General features: G+C 65.2%; 17 protein-coding genes. 4 read left to right on the top strand and 13 right to left on the bottom strand.

Annotation, left to right across the window (positions count from 1 at the left end; all coding sequences use genetic code 11):
• Positions 1-3: 3 nt before the first annotated feature.
• The 4 genes from AB7A72_RS00870 to kduD are packed head-to-tail and all read right to left on the bottom strand — an operon-like array spanning position 4 to position 3,264.
• Positions 4-621: a glutathione S-transferase family protein gene (locus tag AB7A72_RS00870; RefSeq protein ID WP_312462627.1), complete on the bottom strand. Its 618-nt coding sequence runs from the start codon at positions 619-621 to the stop codon at positions 4-6.
• Positions 622-681: 60 nt separating this feature from the next.
• Positions 682-1,434, bottom strand: a complete 753-nt coding sequence (locus AB7A72_RS00865) for an SDR family NAD(P)-dependent oxidoreductase (RefSeq protein WP_369458718.1) — start codon at positions 1,432-1,434, stop codon at positions 682-684.
• A gap of 38 nt (positions 1,435-1,472) precedes the next feature.
• Positions 1,473-2,459 carry a Bug family tripartite tricarboxylate transporter substrate binding protein gene (locus tag AB7A72_RS00860; protein WP_369458717.1) on the bottom strand — a complete coding sequence of 329 codons (987 nt, stop codon included), beginning with the start codon at positions 2,457-2,459 and terminating at the stop codon, positions 1,473-1,475.
• A gap of 28 nt (positions 2,460-2,487) precedes the next feature.
• Positions 2,488-3,264, bottom strand: coding sequence for a 2-dehydro-3-deoxy-D-gluconate 5-dehydrogenase KduD (kduD, locus tag AB7A72_RS00855; protein WP_312462623.1), 777 nt, complete (start codon positions 3,262-3,264; stop codon positions 2,488-2,490).
• Positions 3,265-3,424: 160 nt separating this feature from the next.
• Between kduD and AB7A72_RS00850 the strand changes: the two genes are divergently transcribed.
• A complete protein-coding gene (locus AB7A72_RS00850) occupies positions 3,425-4,357 on the top strand; it encodes a LysR family transcriptional regulator (RefSeq protein ID WP_369458716.1) in 933 nt (310 codons plus the stop codon).
• Between the two features lie 151 nt (positions 4,358-4,508).
• Here AB7A72_RS00850 and AB7A72_RS00845 read toward each other — a convergent pair whose 3' ends face one another.
• From AB7A72_RS00845 to AB7A72_RS00830, 4 genes are all read right to left on the bottom strand, one after another.
• Positions 4,509-7,181 (bottom strand): PepSY domain-containing protein, encoded by a 2,673-nt coding sequence (locus AB7A72_RS00845; RefSeq protein ID WP_369458715.1) that lies wholly within the window; start codon positions 7,179-7,181, stop codon positions 4,509-4,511.
• A 42-nt stretch (positions 7,182-7,223) separates the two neighbouring features.
• Positions 7,224-9,395: a TonB-dependent siderophore receptor gene (locus tag AB7A72_RS00840; RefSeq protein WP_369458714.1), complete on the bottom strand. Its 2,172-nt coding sequence runs from the start codon at positions 9,393-9,395 to the stop codon at positions 7,224-7,226.
• Between the two features lie 82 nt (positions 9,396-9,477).
• Positions 9,478-11,646 carry a TonB-dependent receptor family protein gene (locus AB7A72_RS00835; protein ID WP_369458713.1) on the bottom strand — a complete coding sequence of 723 codons (2,169 nt, stop codon included), beginning with the start codon at positions 11,644-11,646 and terminating at the stop codon, positions 9,478-9,480.
• A 373-nt stretch (positions 11,647-12,019) separates the two neighbouring features.
• Positions 12,020-12,355, bottom strand: coding sequence for a hypothetical protein (locus AB7A72_RS00830; RefSeq protein WP_369458712.1), 336 nt, complete (start codon positions 12,353-12,355; stop codon positions 12,020-12,022).
• A 480-nt stretch (positions 12,356-12,835) separates the two neighbouring features.
• On the opposite strand from AB7A72_RS00830, the gene AB7A72_RS00825 reads away from it, so the two are divergent.
• The gene (locus AB7A72_RS00825; protein WP_369458711.1) at positions 12,836-14,518 is read left to right on the top strand and encodes a hypothetical protein; all 1,683 of its coding nucleotides are present in this window, start codon (positions 12,836-12,838) and stop codon (positions 14,516-14,518) included.
• Positions 14,519-14,845: 327 nt separating this feature from the next.
• Here the strand turns inward: AB7A72_RS00825 and AB7A72_RS00820 are convergent, their stop codons facing one another.
• The 4 genes from AB7A72_RS00820 to cobW form a co-directional block, all read right to left on the bottom strand.
• The gene (locus AB7A72_RS00820) at positions 14,846-15,352 is read right to left on the bottom strand and encodes a vWA domain-containing protein (RefSeq protein ID WP_369458710.1); all 507 of its coding nucleotides are present in this window, start codon (positions 15,350-15,352) and stop codon (positions 14,846-14,848) included.
• Positions 15,353-15,483: 131 nt separating this feature from the next.
• Entirely contained in the window at positions 15,484-16,590 is a 1,107-nt protein-coding gene (locus tag AB7A72_RS00815; RefSeq protein WP_369458709.1) for an ATP-binding protein, read from the bottom strand.
• A complete protein-coding gene (gene cobN, locus AB7A72_RS00810) occupies positions 16,587-20,405 on the bottom strand; it encodes a cobaltochelatase subunit CobN (protein WP_369458708.1) in 3,819 nt (1,272 codons plus the stop codon). The genes AB7A72_RS00815 and cobN overlap by 4 nt, the downstream gene beginning before the upstream one ends.
• Positions 20,405-21,481, bottom strand: a complete 1,077-nt coding sequence (gene cobW, locus AB7A72_RS00805; protein ID WP_369458707.1) for a cobalamin biosynthesis protein CobW — start codon at positions 21,479-21,481, stop codon at positions 20,405-20,407. The genes cobN and cobW overlap by 1 nt, the downstream gene beginning before the upstream one ends.
• A 592-nt stretch (positions 21,482-22,073) precedes the next feature.
• Here cobW and AB7A72_RS00800 point away from each other — a divergent pair.
• On the top strand, positions 22,074-22,592 hold the full coding sequence (locus AB7A72_RS00800) for an O-acetyl-ADP-ribose deacetylase (RefSeq protein ID WP_369458706.1): 519 nt from the start codon (positions 22,074-22,076) through the stop codon (positions 22,590-22,592).
• A 35-nt stretch (positions 22,593-22,627) separates the two neighbouring features.
• Positions 22,628-23,026: a hypothetical protein gene (locus tag AB7A72_RS00795; protein WP_239811526.1), complete on the top strand. Its 399-nt coding sequence runs from the start codon at positions 22,628-22,630 to the stop codon at positions 23,024-23,026.
• 28 nt (positions 23,027-23,054) lie between these two features.
• Here AB7A72_RS00795 and AB7A72_RS00790 read toward each other — a convergent pair whose 3' ends face one another.
• Positions 23,055-24,584: an FAD-dependent monooxygenase gene (locus AB7A72_RS00790; RefSeq protein WP_407064938.1), complete on the bottom strand. Its 1,530-nt coding sequence runs from the start codon at positions 24,582-24,584 to the stop codon at positions 23,055-23,057.
• Positions 24,585-24,599 lie beyond the last annotated feature (15 nt).

Here is a 24,599-nt window from a genome sequence, read left to right as displayed (position 1 = left end):
GTTTCAGACTCGGGGCAAGGTGTTGGAGAACGAGGGGCGCCGCAGCAGCCGCTGGTGCAGCGATGCCAGGTTGGGCAGCTGGCTGGGCCAGTCCAGCTCAGGGAAACGGAACAGCAGCCAGCCCAGCGTGGATCCCACGGCAATATCAGCCAGGGTGAAGACATCACCCATGCAAAAGCGCTGCTCGCCCAGCTGCTCGGACATGGTGGCCAGCGCGTGGGATATCTTGGTGTTTTGCCGCTGGGTCCAACTGGCGTCGCGCAAATGCGCTTCACGGACATGGGCCTCCCAGCGCACGAGGATGCCGGCATCGAGCACGCCATTGGCCAGCGCCTCCCAGCAGCGAACGTCGGCGCGCAGGCGCGGATGCGCGGGAATGAGCGGGCACCGGTCGGAGAGGGCGTCGAGGTACTCGGCGATCACCGCAGAGTCGTAGAGCGGAGTGCCGTCTTCAAGCACCAGGCAGGGGATCTTGCCCAAGGGGTTGAACTGGAAGATGGGGGAATCCTCCGCCATGACGTCGCCGATCGTGAATTCGAAGGGGATGTTTTTTTCAGCGAGTACCACCCGGACCTTGCGGGTGTAGGGGCTGGCATGGGAGCCAATGAGTTGGAGTGGCATGGAATAAAGCAGAGTAGGGAGCAACTGAACCAAGGGGCAGGCGGCGGCGCGGCTGGCGATTCAGCCGATGTACATGCCGCCATTGACGTTGATGGTTTCGCCCGTCACATAGCTGGCCATGCCGGAGCAGAGGAAGGCGATGACCGAGGCGGCTTCTTCAGGCTCACCAAAGCGTTGCAGCGGGATGGCGTCTTTGACGGCACTGCCCCGGTGCGCCACCATGGCGCTGGCCATGGCGGTGTTGATCAAGCCGGGAGAGATGACGTTGACGCGGGTGGCAGGGGCCAGCTCCAACGCCAGGCTTTTGGCCAGGCCGATGACACCGCTTTTGGCGGCGGCATAACCGGCATGCATGGCGCTGCCACGGCTGGCGGCAACGGATGCCACCAAAACGATGGCGCTGTGGGGCCGCAGGTGCGGGATGGCGGCCTGGCACAGATGAAAGCAGCCATCGAGGTTGACGCGCAGCATGCGCTGCCATTGCTCCGTGCTCAAGTCGGCCACGAGGCCTTCGCGGTAGATGTAGATGCCGGCGCAGTGGATGACACTGTCGATACCGGCGAACCGGGCAGCCGTCTGGGCCAGCACAGAGGCGCATGCTTTGGCGTCGCAGACATCCAGCGGCAAGGCCAGGATGCGGTCGGTGGATGCGCCTTGCTCTGCCAAGGCCTGCAGCGTGGGCTTGAGCATCTCTGCGCTCAGGTCCGTCAGCACCAGCTGGGCGCCCGCCCGGTGCAGGAGCTGGGCAGTGGCTGCGCCAATGCCCCCGCCCGCGCCGGTAATCAGAACGGTTTTTCCATGGAAATCGATCATGCTGCTCCTGGTTGTTGTGGGGTAATCGGTGGGTGGGCTCAGTTCAGCTTCACGCCCGAGAGCCTCACCTTGTTGTGCACGACAGCGCGCTCCTGCTGCAGGTAGTGCTTGAACTGGGCTGGCGTTTCGCTGACCGCATGGAGCGCGTACGGGGCCATGTGCTGTTGCTGGAAATCGCCTCTGGCGGTGATGGCCTGGATGTCCCGGCTGATCTTGTCTCTGAGCTGTGCGGGCAACTTGCCCGGCGCCAGGATGGCCATGTAGAAACTGGCTTCGAAATCGGCAAAGCCTGAGTCCTTGAAGGTCGGAACGTGGGGCAAGGATTGGGCGCGGTTCGGCCCGGACACTGCGAGTGCGACCAGCTTGCCGCTGTCGATATAGGGGGCGAGGACCGACACGGCGCCGAATGCCGCTTGCACCTGGTTGCCCAGCAGCCCGGTGATGACGGGCGCCAGGCCTTGGTACGGGGCGTTGAGGACTTGGATCCTTGCTTGCTGCGCCCACCATTCCATCGACAGGTGGGTGATATTGCCCAGCCCGGTTGAGCCATAGGCGATTTCGCCACGATGGGCTTTGGCGTGTGCAATGAACGCATCCAGGCTCCGCACGCCTAGCGAGGGCGGCACCACCAGCACCATGTGTGAGACGGCCACCCGGCCGACGGGTGTGAAGCCGTTGACGGGGTCATAAGGCAGCTGGGTGTAGAGCTGTGGGTTGAGCGACAGCGTGGAGTCGCTGGCGAGCATCAGGGTGTGGCCATCGCCGGGTGCATGGGCCACGAGGTTGGCCGCAATGATCTCGTTGCCGCCGGGGCGGTTGTCCACCACTACTTGCTGTTGCCAGGTAGCCGCCAGCTCGGTCGCCAGCGCGCGTGCCATCGCGTCCATCGGCCCGCCTGCAGGTACTGGCACGACGATGCGCACCGGGCGCGCCGGGAAATCACTGGCCAGCGCCGGCAGGCAGGTGTTGGCCATGATGCAGGCGAGGATGAAGGGTGCGAGGCGGAGCGGCTTTGGTATGGGCATGCTGGGCTTTTGCTGTGCACAGCGTGGATTAGCGGGACAGCCAGCCGCCATCGACGGCAATGGTATAGCCCTGTACATAGTCGGCCGCGCTGGAGGCGAGGAACACAGCCGGCCCGGCCATGTCGTGCGGAGTGCCCCAGCGGCCGGCGGGAATGCGCTCGACGATGGCCTGGTTGCGCGCCGTATCGCTGCGCAGGTCGGCACTCATCGGGGTGGCCATGTAGCCGGGCGCCAGCGCGTTGACATTGATGTTCATGCCTGCCCATTCGTTGGCCAGCAAACGCGTCAGGCCCATTACCGCGCTTTTGGAGGCGGTATAGGACGGCACCTGGATGCCGCCCTGGAACGACAGCATGGAGGCGATGTTGATGATCTTGCCGCCGGTCTTTTGCGCGATGAATTGCTTGGCAGCGGCCTGGCAAAAGAAGAACACCGTGCGGATGTTGAGATCCATCACCTCGTCCCAGTCGGCTTGCGAGAAGCTGAGCGCATCGCCGCGCCGGATGGCGCCGGCGTTGTTGACCAGCACATCGATGTGGCCGAAGGCCTGAACCGCCTGTGCGATGACGGCGTCGATCTCGGGCAGTTGGGAGATATCGTTGCTCAGCCCCAGAAACCGTCTGCCTTCGGATTCGACCAGGTGCTGCGTCTCGGTGATGTCTTTCAGATCGACACCCACCACGTCGCAACCGGCATGGGCAAGCCCCTGGGCAATGCCCTGGCCCAGGCCACCGCCGCAACCGGTGACGATGGCGACTTTGCCGTGGAGGCTAAAAGCGGATGCGGGCGATGCGGCTGTGTTCATGGAGTCCCTTGCTTGGTAGAGATATCTGCATCTGGCGTCAGATGGATAGACGCAGTCTTAACCAACCGCGCAGAGCGAGCAACGCAATGAAACGTCAATCAGATTTGCACAATTTGCACACCTGAGACTGCTTGAATCCACCTACTAAGGAGGGAGGCAGATGGACACGGAGGGACTCAAACTTTTTCTTACGGTTTTGGAGCAGGGCAGCCTGACGCGGGCTGCTGCGGTGATGGACACCAGCGCCTCGCTGCTGAGCAGAAGAATTGCGCAGCTCGAGCGTGAATGCGCGGGGAGCTTGTTCCACCGCACGGGCCGTGGCGTCGTGCCCAGTGAGCTGGGGCGGCGCCTGGTGCCCCGCGCGCAGCGCATACTGGCCGAAGCCGATGGCATGCGGGCGGAGGCGCAGTCGATGGCGGGTATCCCCTCGGGCGAGGTCCGCTTGGGCCTGCTGCCCACAGTGGCCATGGTCATTGCCAACCAGCTGTTCCACGAGGTCAAGTCCCGCTTTCCGCAGGTCAAGCTGGCGTTGTATGAGGGCTATACCGGGCAACTGGAGGAGTGGCTGGACCAAGGCAAGATCGACGTGGCCGTGGTGTTTCACTACGGCAAGGGTATCCCCCAGAACCAGGACCTGCTCGCGCCGGTGGATGCCTGTTTGATTGCCTGCCACGGCGACCCGCTTACCAGCAGCGCGCAGCTGCCGTTTGACAGCCTCGACGGCCTGCCGCTGGTGCTCCCTTCGGCACCGAGTGCGCTGCGCGTCGCATTGGAAGCCCTGGCCCACCGCAGGCGCATACGGCTCAACCCTGTCATCGAGGCCAACTCGATACAGGTGCAGCTCCAGCTGGTGGCCAGCGGAGGCTGCTACACGATCATTCCGTTTCATGCGGTTGTGCCGCAGCTGCAAAACGGGCAGCTGCAGGCCAGTGTGATCACCCGGCCTTCCATTGAGCGTTGGCTGACGTTGCAGCTGACGACGCAGCGGCCGTCCACCTTGGCGACCAGAGAAGTGGCGCGCGCGCTACGCGGCATTGTGGAAGACCTGGCAGAGCAAGGCGCCTGGGGGACGACGGGCCGGGAAAACACCTGAAAACGGATGTGTGTCTTGCGGCGCTGTTGAACTGCGCACCGGGGTGGGCGCTGCACCATGCACGCACCTGTACGCATAAAGCACAAAGGCGTGGACCTGAGGGCCCACGCCTTTTTATCTACGCTGCAGTCCGTCTGCTGCCGTATCCGGCTCAGTACACATCCCGCCGGTACCGCCCCTCGTCGATCAAGGCATTCAGCCCGTCCTCACCGAGCAGCTCGGTCAGCGCCTGGTCCACGCCGGTGGCCATGCCGTCATAGCTGCCGCAGACGTAGATGACGGCGCCCTGGGCCAGCCAGTCTTTGAGGGGCTCGGCGGCGGCGCGCAGGGCATCTTGCACATAGCGGTGCGGGCCTTGGCCGGGGGCCTGGTGGCTGGCATCGCGTGCGTCGCGCGAGTAGGCATAGTCGGCACGCGCGATCTGGCCATGGGCCTGCCAGACGCAGACCTCGTCTTCGGCATAGGAGTCGTGGGCGCGGCGGCGTTCGCCAAAGACCAGCCAGTTGTCGAACTGGCCCTGGGCGATACGGTGGCGCAGGTGGCCGCGCAGGCCGGCGTAACCCGAGCCATTGCCCATGAAGATCGCAGGCCGCGCATCGCCGGGCAATGGCGCAAAACCCGGGTTGTCGACCAGGCGCAGCGCGATGCTGCTGCCCAGCGGCGCATGCGCGGTGAGCCAGCCCGAGGCCAGGCCCAGCTGCGGGGCGGCGCCTGGCTGCGCGCGCAGGGTTTGGCGCACATAGAGGCGAATGCGGCCATCGGCGGGCAGGGAGGCCAGCGAGTAGCTGCGCGGGGCCAGCGGGTGCAGCTGGTCGGCGACGGCCTGGGCAGATGCTGCAGGGGCCGCGAGCGTGGGCAGTTCGGAGGCGCTGAGCGCATCGCGCAAACTGCTGGCGCTGCCGCGCCACTGCACGGCGGCGCTGCCGTCGAGCTGGTGGGCCTGCAGCCAGGCATCGACCTGGGCGGGCGCGTGCGCAGCCTTGACCTCGACCAGCGCACCGGCCTGCCACTGCCAGGATTGCCCGGGCGCCAAGGCCAGCTCCACCTGGTAGAGCGGCTGGCCGCTGCTGCCGGGGTTGAGGTGGTGGCGGCTGATCAGCTGGGCGGGCAGGAAGAGGGCATCGGGCGCATCGGAGTCGGCGACGCTGGCCGCGGCGTTGTCTGCCGCAGTCGCGGGCGCGGCGTTCACGCCCCAATGCGCAGCCAGCGCCTGCAGCCAGGCTTGCCAGGCGGCGTCGTCTTCGGCGTCCATCGTGATCGGGGCGAACACCGGCTGGGCGCCCAGGCGTTCGAGCTGCGCAGCCAGTGCCAGGCCAAAGCCGCAGAACTGGCTGTACTGGCGGTCTCCCAGGGCCAGCATGCCAAAGCGCTGGTGGGTCAGGGGCTTGCCTTCGGTCTGTTGCAGCAGGCGGGCCAGGCGGCGGGCGCTGTCGGGCGGTTGGCCTTCGCCAAAGGTGCTGGCTACCCACAGCAGCTGGCGTTGTGGCTGCAGCTGGGCCATGTCCAGGCTGGCAGCAGGCAGCAGCTGCGCGGCAAGCCCTGCGCTGCGCAGGCGCGCGACAGTGCGCACCGCCAGTTGCTGGGCATGGCCTGCCTGGCTGGCGTAGACCACGGCAATGCTGGCGCCTGTGTTGGCACCGGTGGCGGGACCCGGCTGCGGGCCATCGCCCGCCAGCAGCGCGCGCTGGGCCTGGCCGGCGGCGCGCGAGCTGCGGCGCCGCTGCAGGTAGAGCAGCCAGCCGGTGATGGCGAACAGCGGCATCATCAGCGCCGCAACGGTGACGATGATGCGGCCGGTGATCCCAAAATAGGTGCCGGTGTGCAGCGGGAAGATGGCCGCCAGCGCACGGCGGCCTGCGGGCAGGTCGGCAAAGCGGTCATCGCGCAGCACCGCGCCATCGAGGTTCAGGCTGAGCTGGTTGCGGGCGCGGTCATGCGGGGCGTTGGCCGCCCACCAGCTGAACTGCAGCGGCTGGTCGGCCCGCTGGGGCAGGCGCATCTGCACGAACTGCCAGCCACTGGCCAGCTGCGCAAAGCCTTGCCAGGCAGGCTCCAGGGTGGCTGGCGCCAGCTCCAGCGGCGGGGCCTTGCGGGCGGCTTCTTGCGCGGCCGATTGCTCGGCGCGGGCGGCCGCGCGGGACGGTGCGCCCATCCAGCGGTCGACCGGCGTGCGCACGGCATCAAAGGCCCAGTACATGCCGGTGAGGGTCAGCATCACATAGACGACCAGCACCCAGGTGCCGGCCACCGAATGCAGGCCCCAGAGAAACGGCCGGCCCTTGCGCCGCACGTTGAAGGTGAGCCAGCTGCGCCAGGACAGCGGCCTGGCCGGCCAGCGCAGGTACAGGCCCGACAGCGACAGCAGCAGCAGGCACAGCGAGAGGCTGCCGGTGATCGGCTTGCCATCGTCGCGCGGCAGCAGCAGCCAGCGGTGCAGGCGCTCGTTCCATTCAAAGAATTCGCGGCCGCGCTGGGCCGGCAGCAGCGCGCCGGTGTAGGGGTTGAGGTAGACGCTCTGGCCCCGGCGCTCGCCTTTTTCCGGCACAAAGGCCAGTTGGGCGCTGCGCCCGGGCTCGGCATACAAGGTGATGCGGTCGATGCGGCGCTGCTCGCCTGCGGCCTGCAGCGCTGCCACCAGCTGGGGCGGCGTCAGTGCCGGGCCGGGCTGCAGCGGCACGCTGGCGGTGCCGGGGTTGGCCCAGTCCAGCACCTCCTCCTGAAAGGAATAGGCCGCGCCGGTGAGGCCTATGACGATCAGCACCGTGCCTGCGGTGATGCCGATCAGCCAGTGGATCTGGAACCAGATATTTTTAAAACTCCACATGCCTGTCTTTGTTATCAATAGCTGCTGATTGTCGGCGATGGATCAGAAATCGACGACGGCGCGCAGCAGGGCCTGGCGGCGCTCGCCGAGTGACACATAGATGGGGCTGCCCGAGGAGCTGACATAGTTCTTGTCGAACAGGTTCTTGATGTTGAGCTGCAGCTTGACGATGCGGCCGCTCCAGGGGCGCTCCCAGCTTACAAAGCTGTCGGCCACCGTGTAGCCGGCGTTGTTGAAGCTGTTGGCGGCATCGCCCGCGCGGCGGCCCACATGGCGCAGGCCGGCGCCGGCACGCCAGCGGCCACTGCTGCTGGCGGCAAAATCATAGGCGGCAAAGAGCGAGGCAGTGTGGCGGGCCACATTGGCCAGGCGGTTGTCCTGGTATTGCGGGTCGTCGGTGACGGCGGCATCGGTATAGGCATAGGTGCCGATCAACTGCCACTGCTTGCCCAGGCGGCCGGCGGCATCGAGCTCCAGGCCGCGTGAGCGGGCACCGCCGACGGCGCGGGCATAGCTTTGGCCGTCGATGGTCTCGCTGACCACCACGTTGCGCTTGCGGATGTCGTAGAGCGCCGCAGTGGCGGTGATGCCGGCGGGCGACTCCCACTTGGTGCCCAGCTCCCAGGCCTTGGCGGTCTCTGGCGGCAAGGTGCCAATGACATTGCCAATGCTGCTTTGCGGCTTGAAGGATTCGCTGTAACTGCCATAGACCGACCATTCGGTACTGGGCTGCCAGACCAGGCCGGCGCGCGGCACGAACTTGCTGCCATCCGATTCGCTGCCCACCACAAACGGCCGGCCCTTGCCTGCTATCTGGTCATAGTGCTGCCAGCGCCCGGCCAGCTGCAGCAGCCACTGCGGCGACAGGCGGATCGAATCCTGCGCAAACAGCGCCTGCTGGCGGATCTTGTCGCTCTGGGCGCTTTGCGCTTCGTCGATGCTGGTGGCGTTGGGCAGGTTGCCGTAGACCGGGTCGTAGACATTGAAGCCGCCGCTGTTGCTGCCCCGGATGATGTCGCGGCGGAAGATATTGCTGTCTTCGGCGTCGAAGCCAGCCAGGATCTCGTGCGCCATGCCGCCCGCCTGCAGTTGGCCTTCGAGGTTGATCTGGCCTACATGCTGCTGGCTGAGTGCGCCGCGCGTGCCATCAGGGCGGCGCGTGAGGAGGCCGGTCGTGGGGTTGAGCGATACCGGCCGGGCCTGGTAGTCGTCATAGCCGTTGCGGTTGTAGCTGTAGGCGGCATTGAGCTTCCACTGCGTGTTCAGGCGGTGCTGGGCCTGCACGGTGAAGAAGTCCGAATCGCCCAGGGTGCGGTTGTAGGCCTCGTCAAAGCGCTCGCGGCGGCCGGTGGCCACCGGGCGGCCGGTGCGGCTGTCGATTACGGTGCCCCGGTCAAAGGGCTGCTCGTAGTCGGTGTGCTCGTAGGACATGCGCACATAGGTGTCGCGCCCATACCAGGCCAGCGATGGGGCGATGACGGTCTGGCGGTTCTTGCCGAAGTTGCGCCAGTAGTCGACATCGCTGGTGTCGGCGATGAAGCGGTAGGCCAGGCCTTGCTCGCCGAGGGGGCCGGTCAGATCGACCGAGGCACCGCCGCCGCCGTAGCTCGACAGCGAGGCGCCCACCTGGCCGGCAAAGCTGAGCTGGGGCTTTTTGGTGACCATGTTGATCACGCCGCCCGGGTCCATCGTGCCGTAGAGCACCGAGCTGGGGCCCTTGAGCACTTCGACCCGCTCGGTCGTGAAGGTGAGGTTGCGGGCCAGCACGGTGCGGATGCCATCGCGCAGGATGGAGCCATCGCGGTTGAAGCCAAAGCCGCGCTTGATCACCGCATCCTGCGTGCCGCCCAGGGTGTTGGCCTGGGTGATGCCGCTGACGTTGTAGAGCGCCTCGTCGATGGAGCGCACCTGCTGGTCCTGCAGCACCTGCGCGGGCACCACGGCAATGGCCTGGGGCACATCGCGCAGCGCCGCATCGCTGCGGGTGGCGGTGGTGGCGCGCTTGGGCTGGTAGCCCACTTCCTGCGCTTTTTCTTGCACGATGACCTGGGGCAGCACGGCCTCAGCGGCCGGGGCGGGGGCTGCGGCATCGGGCACGGTTTGGGCGGCTGCAGGCCAGGCGGCGATGGCCAGCGAGATCGCCAGCGGGATGGCGCTGAGGCAGCTCAGCGGGTGGGTGGAAACGGAGCGGGCGGAGGTGCGGGAAAGGGTCATCACAGGGTCACAAACAGGCGGGGCCGCCGGCAAAAAGACCCGTATCGAGGGTCTTGTTTTGCAGAGGCCAGGTATAGGTGGATCAGAACGCGTAGCGGCCCTGGACATAGAAGGTGCGCGGCGCGCCGACCATGCGGCCGGGGTTGCCGTCGACATTGCGGGTGTAGTAGCGGTGGTCGGCGATGTTGTTCACGCCGACCATGATTTCGCTGCCCTTGTACTGCGGCACCTTCCAGCTGACCTGGGCGTTCCACAGCCGGAAGCCGGGGATGCGGCCCACGTTGGCATTGGCCGATTCGGCCTCGGTGTTGGCCAGGTCCGCGTACTGCTTGCTCTGGTGCGTGGTCGACAGGTTGAAGCCCCAGGCATCGCGCTCGTAGCGCACGCCGACGGTGTCGGTATTGCGTGCGTAGAACGGCACGTCCAGGCCCGCGGTGGTGCCGGATTGCTGGATCGCCTTGGTATAGGTGTAGTTGCCGTAGACGGTGGTGCCTGCCAGCGCGCCGGCCTTGTCAAAGCGGTATTCCAGAGCCAGCTCCAGGCCCTGGTGCTTGGTAGCGCCAATATTGGCAAAGGTGACGGGCACAACGCCCGGCGTCTGCAGGATCTGGTTGTCAAAGCGCAGGTCAAACACTGTGGCCTCGGCACGCCACTGCTTGTCTTGCCAGCGGGCACCGATTTCCTTGGTCTTGGCGACTTCGGGGCGCAGCGGGTTGGCGGCGGTTTGCGAGTTCAGCTGGAGGTTCTGCACCGGGCCGAACGAGGTGGTGTAGTTGGCAAACAGCGTGAGGGCGGGATTGACCAGGTAGGACACGCTGACCGAGGGCAGCCACTTGTTGTTGCGCGTGTCAAAGCTCTGCCCGGCACTGCGGTCATCGCGCTCGGATTGGATGTGCTCAAAGCGCACGCCGGGGGTGATGCGCCAGGCGCCGATGGCGATGCGGTCATCGATGTAGCCGGCATGGGCATCGGTGGCATTGTCGAACGAGGTAGTGGCACCCATCACGCCGGTGGCAAGGTTCAGCAGGCTGCTGTTGTCGTCACCGCGCTCGCGGATGAAGCGGTAGCCCACGGTCACATCATGCGTGCTGCTGCCCAGCGCAAAACGCTGGGTGTAGCGCGGCTCGATGCCCAGGGTCTGGTAGTTGCGCGGCTGGTAGTTGATCTGGGTCTGCGCGGCATTGATCAGGCGGCTGGAGCGCGCGCTGTCGTTGTAGTAGGCGCGGATCTCGAACTCCTGCGTGTCCGACAAGGTGTTGATATAGCCCAGGTCCAGGCCCTTGCGCTCGCCATCCCACATGTCGGTGGGGCGGGTGTTTTGGAAGGGGTTGGCGTTGTACTGGGCCACCGTCAGGCCGCCAGGCGTATTGGAGCGCACATCGTAGTAAGACAGCTTGCCGTAGACCTCGGAGCTGCCCGACAGCGCATAGCGGAACTTCAGCGCCACGTCGTTCAAGCGCTCATCGCTGTCCTTGCGCCATTCGGAGCCGGTCATGCCCGAGTACAGCAGCGCCCAGCCCAGGCCGTTGTCCAGCTGCGAGCCCAGGAAGGTGCTGTAGAGCGTGTTGTTCTCTCCCCCCTTGCCAAAGCCGTTGTAGCGCAAGGTCACATCGCCGGTGATGTCCTTGCTGGTGGGGATGGCGCGGGTGTTGAAGTTGATGATGCCGCCCACGTTTTGCGGGCCATAGCGCACCGCGCCGCCGCTGCGCACCACGTCGATGGATTCGATATTGGCCAGGCTCACCGGGGCAAACGACAGCTGGGGCTGGCCATAGGGCGCCACGGCCAGCGGCACGCCATCGAGCAGCACGGTGGAGCGGGGCGAGTAGCGGCCGGTCAAACCGCGCACGCCGATGCTGAGCGACACTGCGCTGCCTGCGGTGCCGGAGTTGTCGCTGCTCTGCACACCGGGGATGCGGCGCATCACGTCGCCAATGCTGGAGGCGCCGCTGTTCTCGATCACGTCCTTGTCGACGATGGTGCGGGCACCGGCAAAGGTCTTGAGCTGGTTTTGCAGACCGCTGCCCAGCAGGTCGCCCGAGACCTGGATGGTCTCCAACGTGCTTTCTGCGGCTGGCGCTGCGTCGGCAGCCGCTGCATCGGCAGCCGCTGCGTCGGGAGCCGCTGCATCGGCCGTCTGGGCCAGCGCGCTGGCGGCCGGCAGCAGGCTGATCAGGATGGCTGCTGTTATCTGGCTCAGCGCTGGACGGGCGCCCGATGGTGTGCACGAGGTGCGGGTGAATGCGGACATGGTGAGGGCAGCGAACAACGAGGCACACACAACGCAACGCCGATAGCCGGTGGCGCCGTAGTGAGTTTTGCCAAGGGGGTGGTGTTAGGAATGAGAACGAATTGTATTTAAAAGCGGGGCTTGTCCTACACGTCCGGCTCCGGTGGCGCCCTAAAAAGCCGCGATCCCGTGTGAATACCTACTTGCGGCCTATGCCGGTATGTTGCTTTGGGGCAACTAAGCGCGGCATCTCCCTACTCGTAGCAGGGTGCCGGGCAGGGCGGCAACGGGTCTCATCCTTGCTTTGAGGGCCGCCACCAGCGCATTGCGGTTATTCGCCCACTGCTAAGTTCAGCATCGGCCAGAGGCGATCCGTTGGAAGCATGGCTTGGGTTCACTGATCCTCCCAGGCGAGACAGGCATCTCGCTCCTGCAGCGGCAACCAGAATCGCAATGCCGCCAAGGCTTGCGCCAGCGACACCCCATTTACTTGGAAGCCTCGATGCTCATGCGCAACCAGGTTGATATCGCCGTCTGCGGAGACCTCCATGATGAGGTTTCCGTAATCTACTCCTTCACCCAGGCACGCGATGGTGATCACATGTCCAGGTCTGAGATGGGCCTCCGTGATGGCAAAGGCAGAGGCTTCGCAGGCGGCGTTTGCCTCCAGCTGAAACGGCTCAACGCCGCAGCGCTCAACCTCAATCTGGAAGTGGGTGTTGGGTCGCATGCAATGGGCCTGATTGGATGGAGACGATGTACGAGAGGGATGTTCAGCGCACCGAATGCAGGATGTATTGCAGCGTCAATGGCAACTTGGCGGTTGTCGGCGCCATCCAGCTCTAGGGTCTCATTGGTCTTGCCAATTCGTGTCCTTGTAGATCATGGACATTTGCAGCATCAGTGATAACGGTTGCTCCAGCCATTCTCACACTCTTGCAAAGTTCCTAAAGGCCAATCCAAGCGTGCTCTGCGAACGAACTGGTCGATGTCAGCTTGCGTAAATATCCTACCCACCTGGCCAGTTGGCCGGGCTGGTTCCGATGGCGGCTTGCGACCCTAAGTTGTCATCGGCCTCCCAAGTTTGGACGGCAATTAGCTGGTGATCGAGTCGTCGAAAAGTGGACGATAGGTCTTGATCGTTCCCCTGGGCAGCCATCTGCATCTTTCGGGTAGGATCGTCTGATTCTCCGCTATGCACACGAGTTACATGACATCCAGAACGTACACCGAAGACGAAGTTCAAGACCTTACAGACCGGGTCTTCCTTCTGAGGGAGCAGTTGGAAGCGGGGAAGATGAAGTTCGCCAGCCAGGAGTTGGCGGACGGCTTCCGTCGTAGCTACGAGGCGATTCGTCTGCGGCCTGATGGAAAGGTCGACCCGATGTCACTGGATGGTCGCGTCCGCGCAATGACCCTTGCGATCATTGCGATGAAGCAACGTGACGATGCTAAGAAGTCAATCAGTCTGGCTCGAGTTCAAGAGGAGTACTTTGGTTTCCTCTTTCGCGAATTTGGCTGGCTCTATGACGTGATGACGAATGCTGAAGCAACGCCGGCTGCTGCGGCTGAAATCACATCTCAACATGATGACATGATACGGAGCCTCGCTAAAGCACTGCCGGAGATGGTCGACGTAGTTCGAGAGTTTTGGTCATCTGTAGGCGACGCGGCTGGTTATCACCTTCAAGATAGTCAGCAACTCAAAGCTGTGTTCGCAGGCGATATCTTCCCGGCCCATTGGGAGAACGCAGTTTCAACAGCGGGGTTGTATGTCGATACGATCATCCTGCCTTGCCCCATCACACGGCTGGGCGCGATGCTGAAGGCTGCGCCTTCCGATCAGTTGATAAAGCTGGTCATCAAGCACGTGCTCACCGCAATGACGTACAGAGATATTGCCCTTGCCGATGTCGATCCACCAATCGCAATGATTGTCCCGAATCCCGATGATTCCGATGACAATGATCGAAATGAGCTGATTGTTAGGGCCACACCTGCCATTTGCGCGCACGCGCAATACCTGTTCGATCGCACCTTCGAGAGCATTGAGGAGCTTCATGAATTCTGCGTTCACCTCAAGACTATTGAGCAAGTGTTGAAGGAGGTGAAGCGTCCAGACCGCCTGATATTTGACACGGACTGGGGTGGTAATCCCCGCGAGCAGCTTGCACGCTCCATGAAGGAAAACGCTCATCTTCCGGGAATGGATGTGCCGAACGCGGGCTACCACCTCTTCGCATCCAGCATAGGCCAGATGCCACAGGCAGTCGGTGCTCAACAGGCTGCACATCACTTTCGCGGATCGCCCCTCATCAATGCTGAGACCTCGTGGCTTCACTACACTTGGATGTTGGAGTATCAGGGGGGGCGGTCGGAGAATGACCTGACAGGCCGCCATAGCATGCACGTCGTACGCGCTTTGGTTGCTGAAGCACACAACAACCTCGAATGGCTCGGTAACGTCCCCCCCCAAACCGTGCTGGAGATTCGAAAGCGCGGCTTGGCGAACGACCTGCGCGAGCTGTTAGGACAAGGCGTCTCGAATCTGATTGGACTAAATCCTGACAACTACTTCCGCACCGCTGATCAGGTTGTGGAGAACCTCGACGCAGCGTTCCGCAAGCATCAGGAGGCGCTGAGAGAAGCCAGAAACAAGAAACTCAAGCTTTATGGCATTGACGTTGGTGCATGCACGGCGACTGGGGTTGTGGCAGTTGCTGCGGCCTTGACGGGAAACGTGACCCTTGGCGCGATCTCAGGCGTTCTCGGCGTGGCGGGATTACCGAACCTAAGGGAAATCAAGACCAAGTTCAAACAGATTGCGGCTGAGGACAAGGCCCGTCGCGAGTCGCCTACCGGTCTTCTGTTCAGGCACGTTAAGCGCCATTGAGCTCCATCGAAGCGCGGCAGGACTTCTGGGTTGGCCGATCCAGAAGCCACATTTTGCGAGCGTCCGGTAGTGGCCGATAGCAGCCATCCTATCTTCAAATTGACCAAGCGAAACAGCAGCCTCGCTGCAACCACACGGGCCGCGACAAGCTGAAAGTCGCCCCGGCATGCCCTCTGGGTGAGCTCAGAGCGCCCCAAGTTCAAACTTCAGTGAGAAAAATTCAAAACGCACGGAGAACCGACAACAGGGCGAGGTCGGTGCTCCATTTGCATGCAGCAAGAGGATTTGTAAGGTCAATGAGATGCTACGGCGGTGCAACGCACTGGCTCAGGCTGGCACCCAATCGGCCTGCCAGCGCGCTGCCAGGCGCTGGCTCAGCTGCAAGGGCAGGCCGCCCTGGTCAAAACCCACCACGGTGATCTGCCCGGCACCGTTGGGGCGCTCGGGCACCTGGGCAAAACGGCCATCGGTCAGCAGCCAGACGCAGGCATGCACGGGGCCTTGGCGGCGGGTGTGCTGCAGCAGGCGCTCCAGCAAGCTGATGGCGCTGGCCAGCGGGCTGCCGCCGCCGCCCGCAATCGGGCGGATCCAGCTGTCATTAAAGGCTTGCGCCTTGGCCCCTGCCTGGATCACATAGGCGCTGTCGCCGCTAAAGCCCAGCACGCAGAGCTGGTCGCGCTGGCGGTAGGCCTGCTGGGCAATGGCCTGCAGGTAGCCCTTGGCGCGGGCGAGCTGCTGGCCGCGCAGCATGGAGGCGGAGGTGTCGAGCAGCACGCAGTGCATCAGCTGCGCACCGGCCGGCTGCTTGCGGTAGCACAGGTGCGGGCGCGCCAATGGCGCCTGGCCTTTGGCGGCCAGGCTGCGGGGCCAGTCAATGCGCTGGCTGGCCGTTGCCAGCAGGCGGCCGGCACGCTGCGTGCTCTGCGCGCGCCCCAGCTTGGCCTGGCCGGCCAGGCTGAGGCGCGTCAGGCTTTTTTTGCGGTAAAGGGCCGCAGGGCCTTGACGGGCTCGATACCGGTGTGGCGCGGCGCGGCCATGCCGCCCCAGCCATCGGGCTGGCTGTGGTGGGCGTTATTACTGCTGCTGGCGGCCTCCGTATTGCTGGCTGGTGCCTGGTTGGGCTGTTGCCGTTGCGGCTGCGGCTGCGGCTGCTGTTGGGCTGGTTGATCGTTGGGATCGTTGGCCTGACCACTGGGCGATGGCGGTTGCGCCGCATCGGCACTGCGGCGGTGGGCCAGTGCCAGTTCAGCCACGGCCTGCACATCCGCCAGACTCACCTGGTCATGGCCCGCCAGCGCTGCCTGGGCGCGGGCTGCGCGCAGCATCACCAGGTCGGCGCGCACGCCTTCGGCACCGGATTGCTGGCACCGCTGCGCAACGGCATCAAACACCGCATCGGGCCAGACGACCTGGGGCAACTGTGTGCGTGCGGCCGCAATCTGCTCACGCAGTTGGGCTTGTGCCTGCGCATGCTGGGCGCAGAACTGGGCCGGGTCGGCATCAAAGGCCATGCGGGCACGCACGATGCGTTTGCGCGTGTCCACATCGGGCACATTGGGCAGGCGCACAAACAGGCCAAAGCGGTCCAGCAGCTGCGGGCGCAGTTGGCCTTCTTCGGGGTTCATCGTGCCGATCAGTGCAATGCGTGCGGCATGCTGGTGCGATACGCCATCGCGCTCGATACGGTTGGTGCCGCTGGCGCTGACATCGAGCAGCAAGTCCACCAGGCCATCGGGCAGCAGGTTGACCTCGTCCACATACAGAATACCCTGGTGCGCCTGGGCCAGCAGGCCGGGGCGGAACTGCACGGCAGACGATTGCAAGGCGGCTTCCAGATCCAGCGCGCCTTGCAGTTGTTCTTCCGTGGTGCCCAGCGGCAGGTTGACAAAATGGCCGCTGGGCAGCAGCTCGGCCAGCGCGCGGGCGCTGGTGGATTTGGCGGTGCCGCGCGGGCCTTCGACCAGTACGCCGCCCAGTTGCGGATCGACCGCCAGCAGCAGCAAGGCCTGCTGCAGCGCGGCCTGGCCCTCAATGGCGCTGAACGGAAAATGCAGATCGGTGGGGGCGCTCATCGCATCTCCAGCAGGTGTTCGGTGTCGAGCAAATGGGTCTCCAGCAATTGGGGGTAGTCGCCGGGCTCTTGCCACAGGCCGCGCTGTATCGCTTCAAGCAGGCGCTCGCACATGCCGTGGAAGGCCTGCGGATTGTGCTGCTGCATAAAGGCGCGCGTGGTGTCATTGGCGACAAAGGCATCGGTGACGCGGGCGTATTGGTCATCGCGCACCACGCGTGCGGTGGCATCAAAGGCAAAGAGATAGTCCACGGTTGCGGCAATCTCGAACGCGCCCTTGTAGCCATGGCGCTGCACGCCCTCGATCCACTTGGGGTTGGTGGCACGCGCGCGCACCACGCGGCTGATCTCTTCTTGCAGGCTGCGCATGCGTGGCGACTCGGGATTGCTGTGGTCGCCAAAGTACATGGCCGGCTGCTGGCCGCTGTAGTGGCGCACGGCAGCGGCCATGCCGCCCTGGAACTGGTAGTAGTCGCCGGAGTCGAGCACATCGTGCTCGCGGTTGTCCTGGTTGTGCAGCACCAGCTGCATCTCGGATAGGCGGCGCACAAAGGTCTCGGGCACCTGGCTGCCTTCGTCGTGCTGGCCGTAGGCATAGGCGCCCCAGTTGCGGTAGGCGGTGGCCAGGTCTTCATCGCTTTGCCACTGGCCGCTGTCGATCAGGCCCTGCAGGCCGGCGCCATAGCTGCCGGGCTTGGCGCCAAACACGCGCAGGCCGGCCTGGTGGCGCGCCTCTTTGGCATCCAGCCCCTGCTGCTGCAGCTGTGCGGCCTCGGCCAGCACGCGGGCGCGGATCGGGTTCTGCGTGGCGTCTTCATCCTCCAGCGCCGCCACTTTTTGCACGGCGGCGTCAAACAGGCGAATCACATTGCTGAACGCATCCCGGAAAAAGCCCGAGACGCGCAGGGTCACATCCACCCGGGGGCGGCCCAGCACATGCAGCGGCAGCACTTCAAAATCGCTGACCCGCCAGCTGCCATCGGCCCAGGTGGGGCGTACGCCCATCAGCGCAAAGGCCTGCGAGATATCGTCGCCGCCGGTGCGCATCGTTGCCGTGCCCCACACCGACAGGCCGATGGTGACGGGGTATTCGCCATGCTCCTGGGTATAGCGCTCGACCAGCAGTTGCGCAGATTTGAATCCCATGCCCCAGCTGGTTTGCGTGGGGATGGCCCGGGTATCGACCGAGAAGAAATTGCGGCCGGTGGGCAGCACATCGGGCCTGCCGCGTGTGGGCGCGCCGCTGGGGCCGGCGGGCACAAAGCGCCCCGCCAGGCCGCGCAGCAGTTGCTGCAGCTCTTGCGGGCCACAGGCGGCCAGGCGCGGGCGCAGATCCTGCTGCACCCGGCGCAGCACGGCCTGGGTGTGGCCGTCGGCCAGCTCGGCCAGTGCGGGCGGCAAGGCGGCGCCTGGGGCCAGGATCTGCAAGGCCAGCAGCTCCAGGCGCTCGCGCGTGTCGCCATGGTGGCGCCAGGGTTGGTCGTGCAGGTCTTGAAGGTCTTGAAGCAGGGCGGGGCGCGGGCCGGTCCAGGCTGCGGCCCAGTCGGCATCGAGCGGGTCAAAGTCCAGGCCCAGGTCGCGGGCCAGTGCGCGCACCAGGCTTTGGTTCGCGCCCTTGCCACCGCCCACCGGGTGGCGTGCCAACGCGAGCAGGGTGTCGGTCTCCAGCCGGCCGGCGGGCGAGACGCCGAAGATATGCAGGCCGTCGCGGATCTGGCTTTCTTTCAGCTCGCAGAGGTAGGCATCGGTGCGGTTGAGCAGCTGCTGCTCCTCCTCGTCGCTGCCGGGGGCCTGCAGGCCCAGATCCTGGTGCAGGTCGTGCTGCACGATGTGGGCGAGGATCTGCTGGCGCAGGATTTGCGCACGCTTGTGGTCCAGCGTCGCAGCCTCGTAGTACTCGTCCACCATGCGCTCCAGATCGCGCGTGGGCCCATAGCTCTCGGCACGGGTGAGCGGGGGCATCAGGTGGTCAATGATCACGGCCTGCGCACGGCGCTTGGCCTGCGTGCCTTCGCCGGGGTCGTTGACGATAAAGGGGTAGAGGTGGGGCAGGGGGCCCAGCACCAGATCGGGCCAGCAGTTGGCTGACAGCGCCACGCTCTTGCCGGGCAGCCATTCGAGGTTGCCGTGCTTGCCGACATGCACCATTGCATCGGCCTGCCACTGGCTGCGCAGCCAGTGGTAGAAGGCCAGGTAGTAATGCGGTGGCACCAAATCCGGGTCGTGGTAGGCGGCCAGCGCATCGAGCTGGTAGCCGCGTGCTGGCTGCACGCCGACAAAGACCTGGCCCAGGCGCAGACCGGACACCATGAAGCGGTCTTCGCGCAGCATCGGGTCTTGCGCGGGCGCGCCCCAGCGCTCGGTGATGGCTTGCTGGTTGGCCGCTGGCAGGGTGCTGAAGTACTGCAGGTAGTCGTCCAGGCTCAGGCTTTGCCAGGCGGCGCGCGTGGCCCAGGAGTCGGGCGCATTGGTGATGCCTTGCTGCAGCAGCTCCATCAGCGCCTGGCTGTCGGCGGGCATGGCATCGACGGCATAGCCATCGGCCGCCAGCGCGCGCAGGATTTCGATCACGGAGGCGGGGGTATCCAGCCCCACGCCATTGCCGATACGGCCTTCGCTGCTGGGGTAGTTGGCCAGCACCAGGGCCAGGCGCTTGTCGGCATTGGGTTTGCGGCGCAGCTGGCACCAGCGCTGGGCCAGTTCCACCACAAAGCCCATGCGCTCGGGATGGGCCTGGTACTGCACGACGTCCGATTGCGTCAGATCGCTGCGGTGCGACAGGCCCTTGAAGCTGATGGCCCGCGTGATGATGCGGCCGTCGACCTCGGGCATTGCCACATGCATCGCAATATCGCGCGGCTGCAGGCCATGGGTGCTGTCCAGCCAGGTCTGCTCGTTGCTGCCCGACAGGATCAGCTGCAGCACGGGGATATCGCCGGCCAGTGCATGGTCGCCGGGGGTATCGAGCGAAGCCTGCGAGAAGGCGGTGGTGTTGAGGATCAGCGCGACCTCTTCGCTGGTGCACAGCGCCTGCAAGGCCGCCAGGCAGCCGGCATCCTTGAGCGATTGCAAGGCCAGCGGCAGCGGGTTCATGCCCTGGGCGAGCAAGGCCTGGCACAGGTCGGCAAACACCTGGGTGTTGCCCGACTGCAGGTGTGCCTTGTAGAACAGCACCATGACCACCGGCGCGCCGGGCTGCCACTGCAGCGGGCCCGGCTGCTGCCAGGTGGCGACCGTGGCCTCATCACTGCTGGGGTGGTACACAGCCACCGCTGGCAAGGGGCGCGGCGGCAGTGCCGCATGCGGGCCACCCAGCAGGCCGTGCCAGACAAAGCGGAACAGCTCGCGCGCATTGGCCAGGCCGCCTTCGCGCAGGTAGCGCCACAAGGTGCGGCAGTCTTGCTGGGGCACCGTGCTTTTTTGCAGCAGGTTTACATCCTCGCTGCTGTCGCCCGAGAACATGGCCAGCGCAATCTTGTGGGCGCGGCACAGCGACATGACCCGCTCGGTGCCATAGGGCCAGTAACTCTCGCCGCCGAGGTGGTCGATGATGATGAGCTTGGCATGCTGCAGCACCTCATCGGCATACAGATCGACCGATGCGGGCTGGCGCAGGTACATCAGATTGGCCAGCCGCACGCTGGGCAGTTGCTCGCCATCCATGCCGGCCCGCAACTGCGCATAGGCTTGCGCGAGCAGGGCCAGGGTGGTGTCTGCGGCGCTCAGGACCACGATGTCGGCCGGGCTTTGCCCCAGGCTGGAGACAAAGGCCTCGTCGTCGACAAAACCACCGGGCTGGACCGCGAGCAAATGCATCAGCGCGCTCCGACCGGGCTGGCGGCGAGCTGGGCGCGGATGGCGGCCTCGTCCAGGTCATGGCCGATGAAGACCAGGTGGCTGCCACGCTTTTCATCGGCGCGCCAGGGGCGGTCAAAGTAGCTGTCAAAGCGCTTGCCCACGCCATGCACCACCAGGCGCATCGGCTTGCTGGGCAGGGCCACAAAGCCTTTGATACGGTAGACGGTCTGCTCGGCAACCACCTCGGCCAGCTGGGCCAGCAGTGCTTCGCGGTCCACTTCGCCCAGCTGCACAACCACAGAGTCGAAATCGTCATGGTCGTGCTCGTCATGCACATGGCCGGCTTCGTGCTCATGGTGGCCCTTGCGCGACTCGATGCTTTCCTCGGACGCGCTGGACAGGCCCAGCACCACATCCAGGTCGATGCGGCCATGGTCGGCAGCGACGATCTTGACAGCGGGCGGAATGTCTTCGCGCACCAGCGCCTCGACGGCGGCGCGGTCGGCGGCGCTGGCCTGGTCGAGCTTGCTCAGCACCACCAGGTCGGCGGAGATGAGCTGGTCTTCGAACAGCTCGTGCAGCGGCGATTCGTGGTCGAGGTTCGGGTCCTGCTTGCGCTGCAGATCGACCGCAGCGGGGTTGGCGGCGAACTGGCCGGCTGCGGCGGCGGGCACATCGACGACGGTGATCACTGCATCGACCGTGCATGCATTCTTGATCTCTGGCCAGTTGAAGGCCTGCACCAGGGGCTTGGGCAGCGCCAGGCCGCTGGTCTCGATGAGGATGTGGTCGATATCGCCACGGCGCTCGATGAGCTTGCGCATCACCGGGTAGAACTCTTCCTGCACGGTGCAGCACATGCAGCCATTGGCCAGTTCATAGAGCTGGCCGGCCTGCTCGGCGCCGTCGTCATCGCAGCCAATGCCGCAGCCGCGCAGAATCTCGCCATCGATGCCCAGCTCGCCGAACTCATTGACGATCACCGCGATGCGGCGGCCATTGGCGTTGGACAGGATGTGGCGCAGCAAGGTGGTTTTGCCGCTGCCCAGAAAGCCGGTGACGATGGTGGCTGGGATCTTCTGGCTGGTGCGCATGGGGAGGTCTCCAAGGAAAGGGGGGCGGGCTGCCGGGCAAGCCTGGGGCGGGGCCGGTGGGCGTGGTGCGTGCGGCAGTCTGGAACAAAAAGGGAGGCGCGGATGGCCTAGCGGCCGCAGCGCGGGGCCAACGGCAAGGCCAGGCTGGTGCGCCAAAGCGCAGGGGGAAGGGGCAGCGCCAAGCGGCGGCTGGGGGCAGGTGTCTGCATCGGAACTCCAGGAAAAACGCGTCCTAGGCAAACCAGCGGGCGGATGCCGGTGGGAGCTGGTTCAGGGGGTGGCTTGGCACAAAGGTCTGACTTGGCAGCGCAGACCTGGGGCGAGCCCAGGGCCTGCGGCAGCGATACAGTGGCGCGACCGTGCCGGATTGTCACCGGCTTCTTTGCAACAAGTGCGGGCCATTCTACTGCGTATGGGGCGTGGATAGCGGCCGCCAGCATGGTGGCGGGCATGGCTTCTCGCTGATCCGGGACACGCGCTGGCACGAAGCGCCAGCCTGCCCCCGCCTATTGCTATAAAGGAGGCTTGTTCTGTTGCAGGGCCTTCTGTCCTTTGCCAGGCCGTTGATTTTCCCCCTTTGAACTGCACGCCCATGTCCACACGTCTGCACGCCGTCCAATCCGATATCACCCCGCTCCATGTGGGAGCGGTGGTGAACGCCGCCAACTCATCGCTGCTGGGCGGCGGCGGGGTGGATGGCGCCATCCACCGGGCAGCAGGCCCGGAGCTGGTGCACGAATGCCGGCTGCTGGGTGGCTGCAAAACGGGAGACGCCAAGCTGACCCAGGCCTACCGGCTGCATGCGGACTACATCATCCACACGGTGGGGCCCGTGTGGCGCGGCGGGGACCATGGCGAGCCAGAGCTGCTGGCCGCTTGCTACCGCCGTTGTATGGCACTGGCCGAAGAAAAGTCGGTGACTTCCATCGCTTTTCCAAGCATCAGCACGGGCATTTATGGCTATCCGTTGGCGTTGGCTGCCCAAGTGGCTGTGCGCACGGTTCGGGAAAGCCTGCCGCCACAGACCTCCATTGCAGAGGTGGTCTTCTGCTGCTTCTCGCCAGCGGATCTGCTGCAGTATGAAGCGGTGTTGAATGCGCCCTCCGCCTGAGGCACGGGCCAACCTGCTCTATTGGCTGGAACCCCATGACCCAAAACCGCTACCGCCTGCTCGTCATCGCCACCGTCCTCCTGTTGGTGCTGTCGATCCGCATGGATTTCCGCACCGAGCTGCTGTCCTCACAACACCCGCTGCGGGACCCGATGGCGCTGGAGGGGGAGATGGTGGTGCTGCTGTGCCTGATCATCGTGGGCTGGACGGCCGGCTTTTATGGCTGCATGCGCTTTCGCCCCTGGGCGCCTGCGCTCAACCTGGTCACGACCGCCTGCGGCTTGCTGTTCATCGTCGGCAACAACTGGCTGTCGGTGGAGTCGTCCTGGGCCCAGGTGCTGGACTTTCTGGCCAATGCCTTGGGTGGGTTGACCTTGATGCTGCCTTACTTCAACGACAAAGTCAGAAAGATGTTCTGGCCGGAGCCGGATTGAGGTCCGGCTCACAGCCAGTGCAGTAGCGCTATGGGGTGGTGCCAAACCAGCGCTGGATAGCTGCTGAGGCTGGTTCCGACTGCGCCACACCGTCAGCCACCCAGACCACAATACCGTCCGGGCGGACCAGCAGCGATGTCAAGCCCAGTTCATCAGCTGCAGGGCTGGCGATATAGCGGAGCCGGCCCTGCCATCCCATCGCCAGGCCACGCAAAGGTGCAGCGGTATCAAAGTCCAGCAGCAGCCCTTGACCAGTCTGCAGATGGCTCGCAAGGGTCGAGCCATCGGCCAGCGCAAAGTCTGGCGCGCTGCGGCCGACCAAGGGGTGGGGGTCGCCCAGGTCATAGCGCAGGGTGGCGCCCCAGACGCGGTCGGCGAAATAGGTGGCGCCATCGCGGGTGGCGATCAGGTCGCGCACGATATCGGCAAGGGCGCGTGTGGCGGGGCTGGGGCGCATCAGCGCGACCTGGGCGCGGGACCAGTCCAGCACCTGGGCGCCAACGGGGTGGCGCTCGGCGGTATAGCTGTCCAGCAAGCCTGCTGGCGCACCGCCACGGACGGTGGCGGCGAGCTTCCAGCCCAGGTTCATCGCATCGCCAATACCGAGGTTGAGGCCCTGGCCGCCCAACGGCGAGTGGATATGGGCGGCATCTCCCGCCAGCAGCACGCGGCCCTGGCGGTAGCGGGTGGCCTGGCGGGCGCGGTCGGTCCAGGTGGATGCGAGTTGCAGCGATGGGACCCGGACATCCGTGCCGCTGACCCGGCGCAGCACCGTTTGCACATGCTCGGCAGTGATGGGGGTGCTGCCGTGGAACGCGCCGCCATCAAAATCGACCATCGCGATGGTGCCGGGCGGCTGGAAGGTGTACATGCCCGTGGCCGTGTAATGGCGGCCGGGCCTGAGGCCGGTGCTGTTCTCCAGCGTGGCTTCTACCGAGTAACCGGTGAACTCGGGCCCGGTGCCGGCAAAGTCAAAACCGGCGGCTTTGCGGACCAGGCTGCGGCCACCATCGCAGCCGACCAGCCAGTGGCCTTGCAGCTGCGCACCACCGGCTTGCACCTGCACGCCGTCGGGCCACTGCGCCATATCGGTCACGCGCACCCCTCGGCGCACTTCCACGCCCAGCTCTGCCGCACGCTGCGCCAGCACCGATTCGAGGCGCTCCATCGTTGTGGGCATGCTTTCGCTGGCGCGGCTGGGCAGGCGGTAGGGCCAGGCGGCGGTGTCGATCTGGTCCTGGAAGAACTGCATGCCCGCAAAGTGCCCGCCGGGCCGGCGCGCATGCTGCATCCAGTGGGGGCGCGATGCAGCAAGGGCGCTGTCGCTGTGCACGGGCGCGGTAACGGCATCCAGCAAGCCCCGGCGCTGCAGCGCCTCCAGCGAAGGGATATTGAGGCCGCGAATGCCAAAGGGCGCTTGCTTGAGGGCGGCGTGCGCATCGGGAGCCTGCTCCAGCACCAGCACGGAGCAATGGGCGAGCCGCAGCTCGCAGCTGAGCAGCAGACCCACGCGGCCTGCGCCAACAATGATGACGTCGTAATGGGAGATCGTAGGCATGGACATGTCCTCGCT

The sequence above is a fragment of the Comamonas sediminis genome (genome assembly GCF_041107495.1).
In the GTDB taxonomy this organism is placed as follows: Bacteria; Pseudomonadota; Gammaproteobacteria; order Burkholderiales; family Burkholderiaceae_C; genus Comamonas; species Comamonas sediminis.
This window is presented reverse-complemented; position numbering and strand designations above follow the sequence as displayed.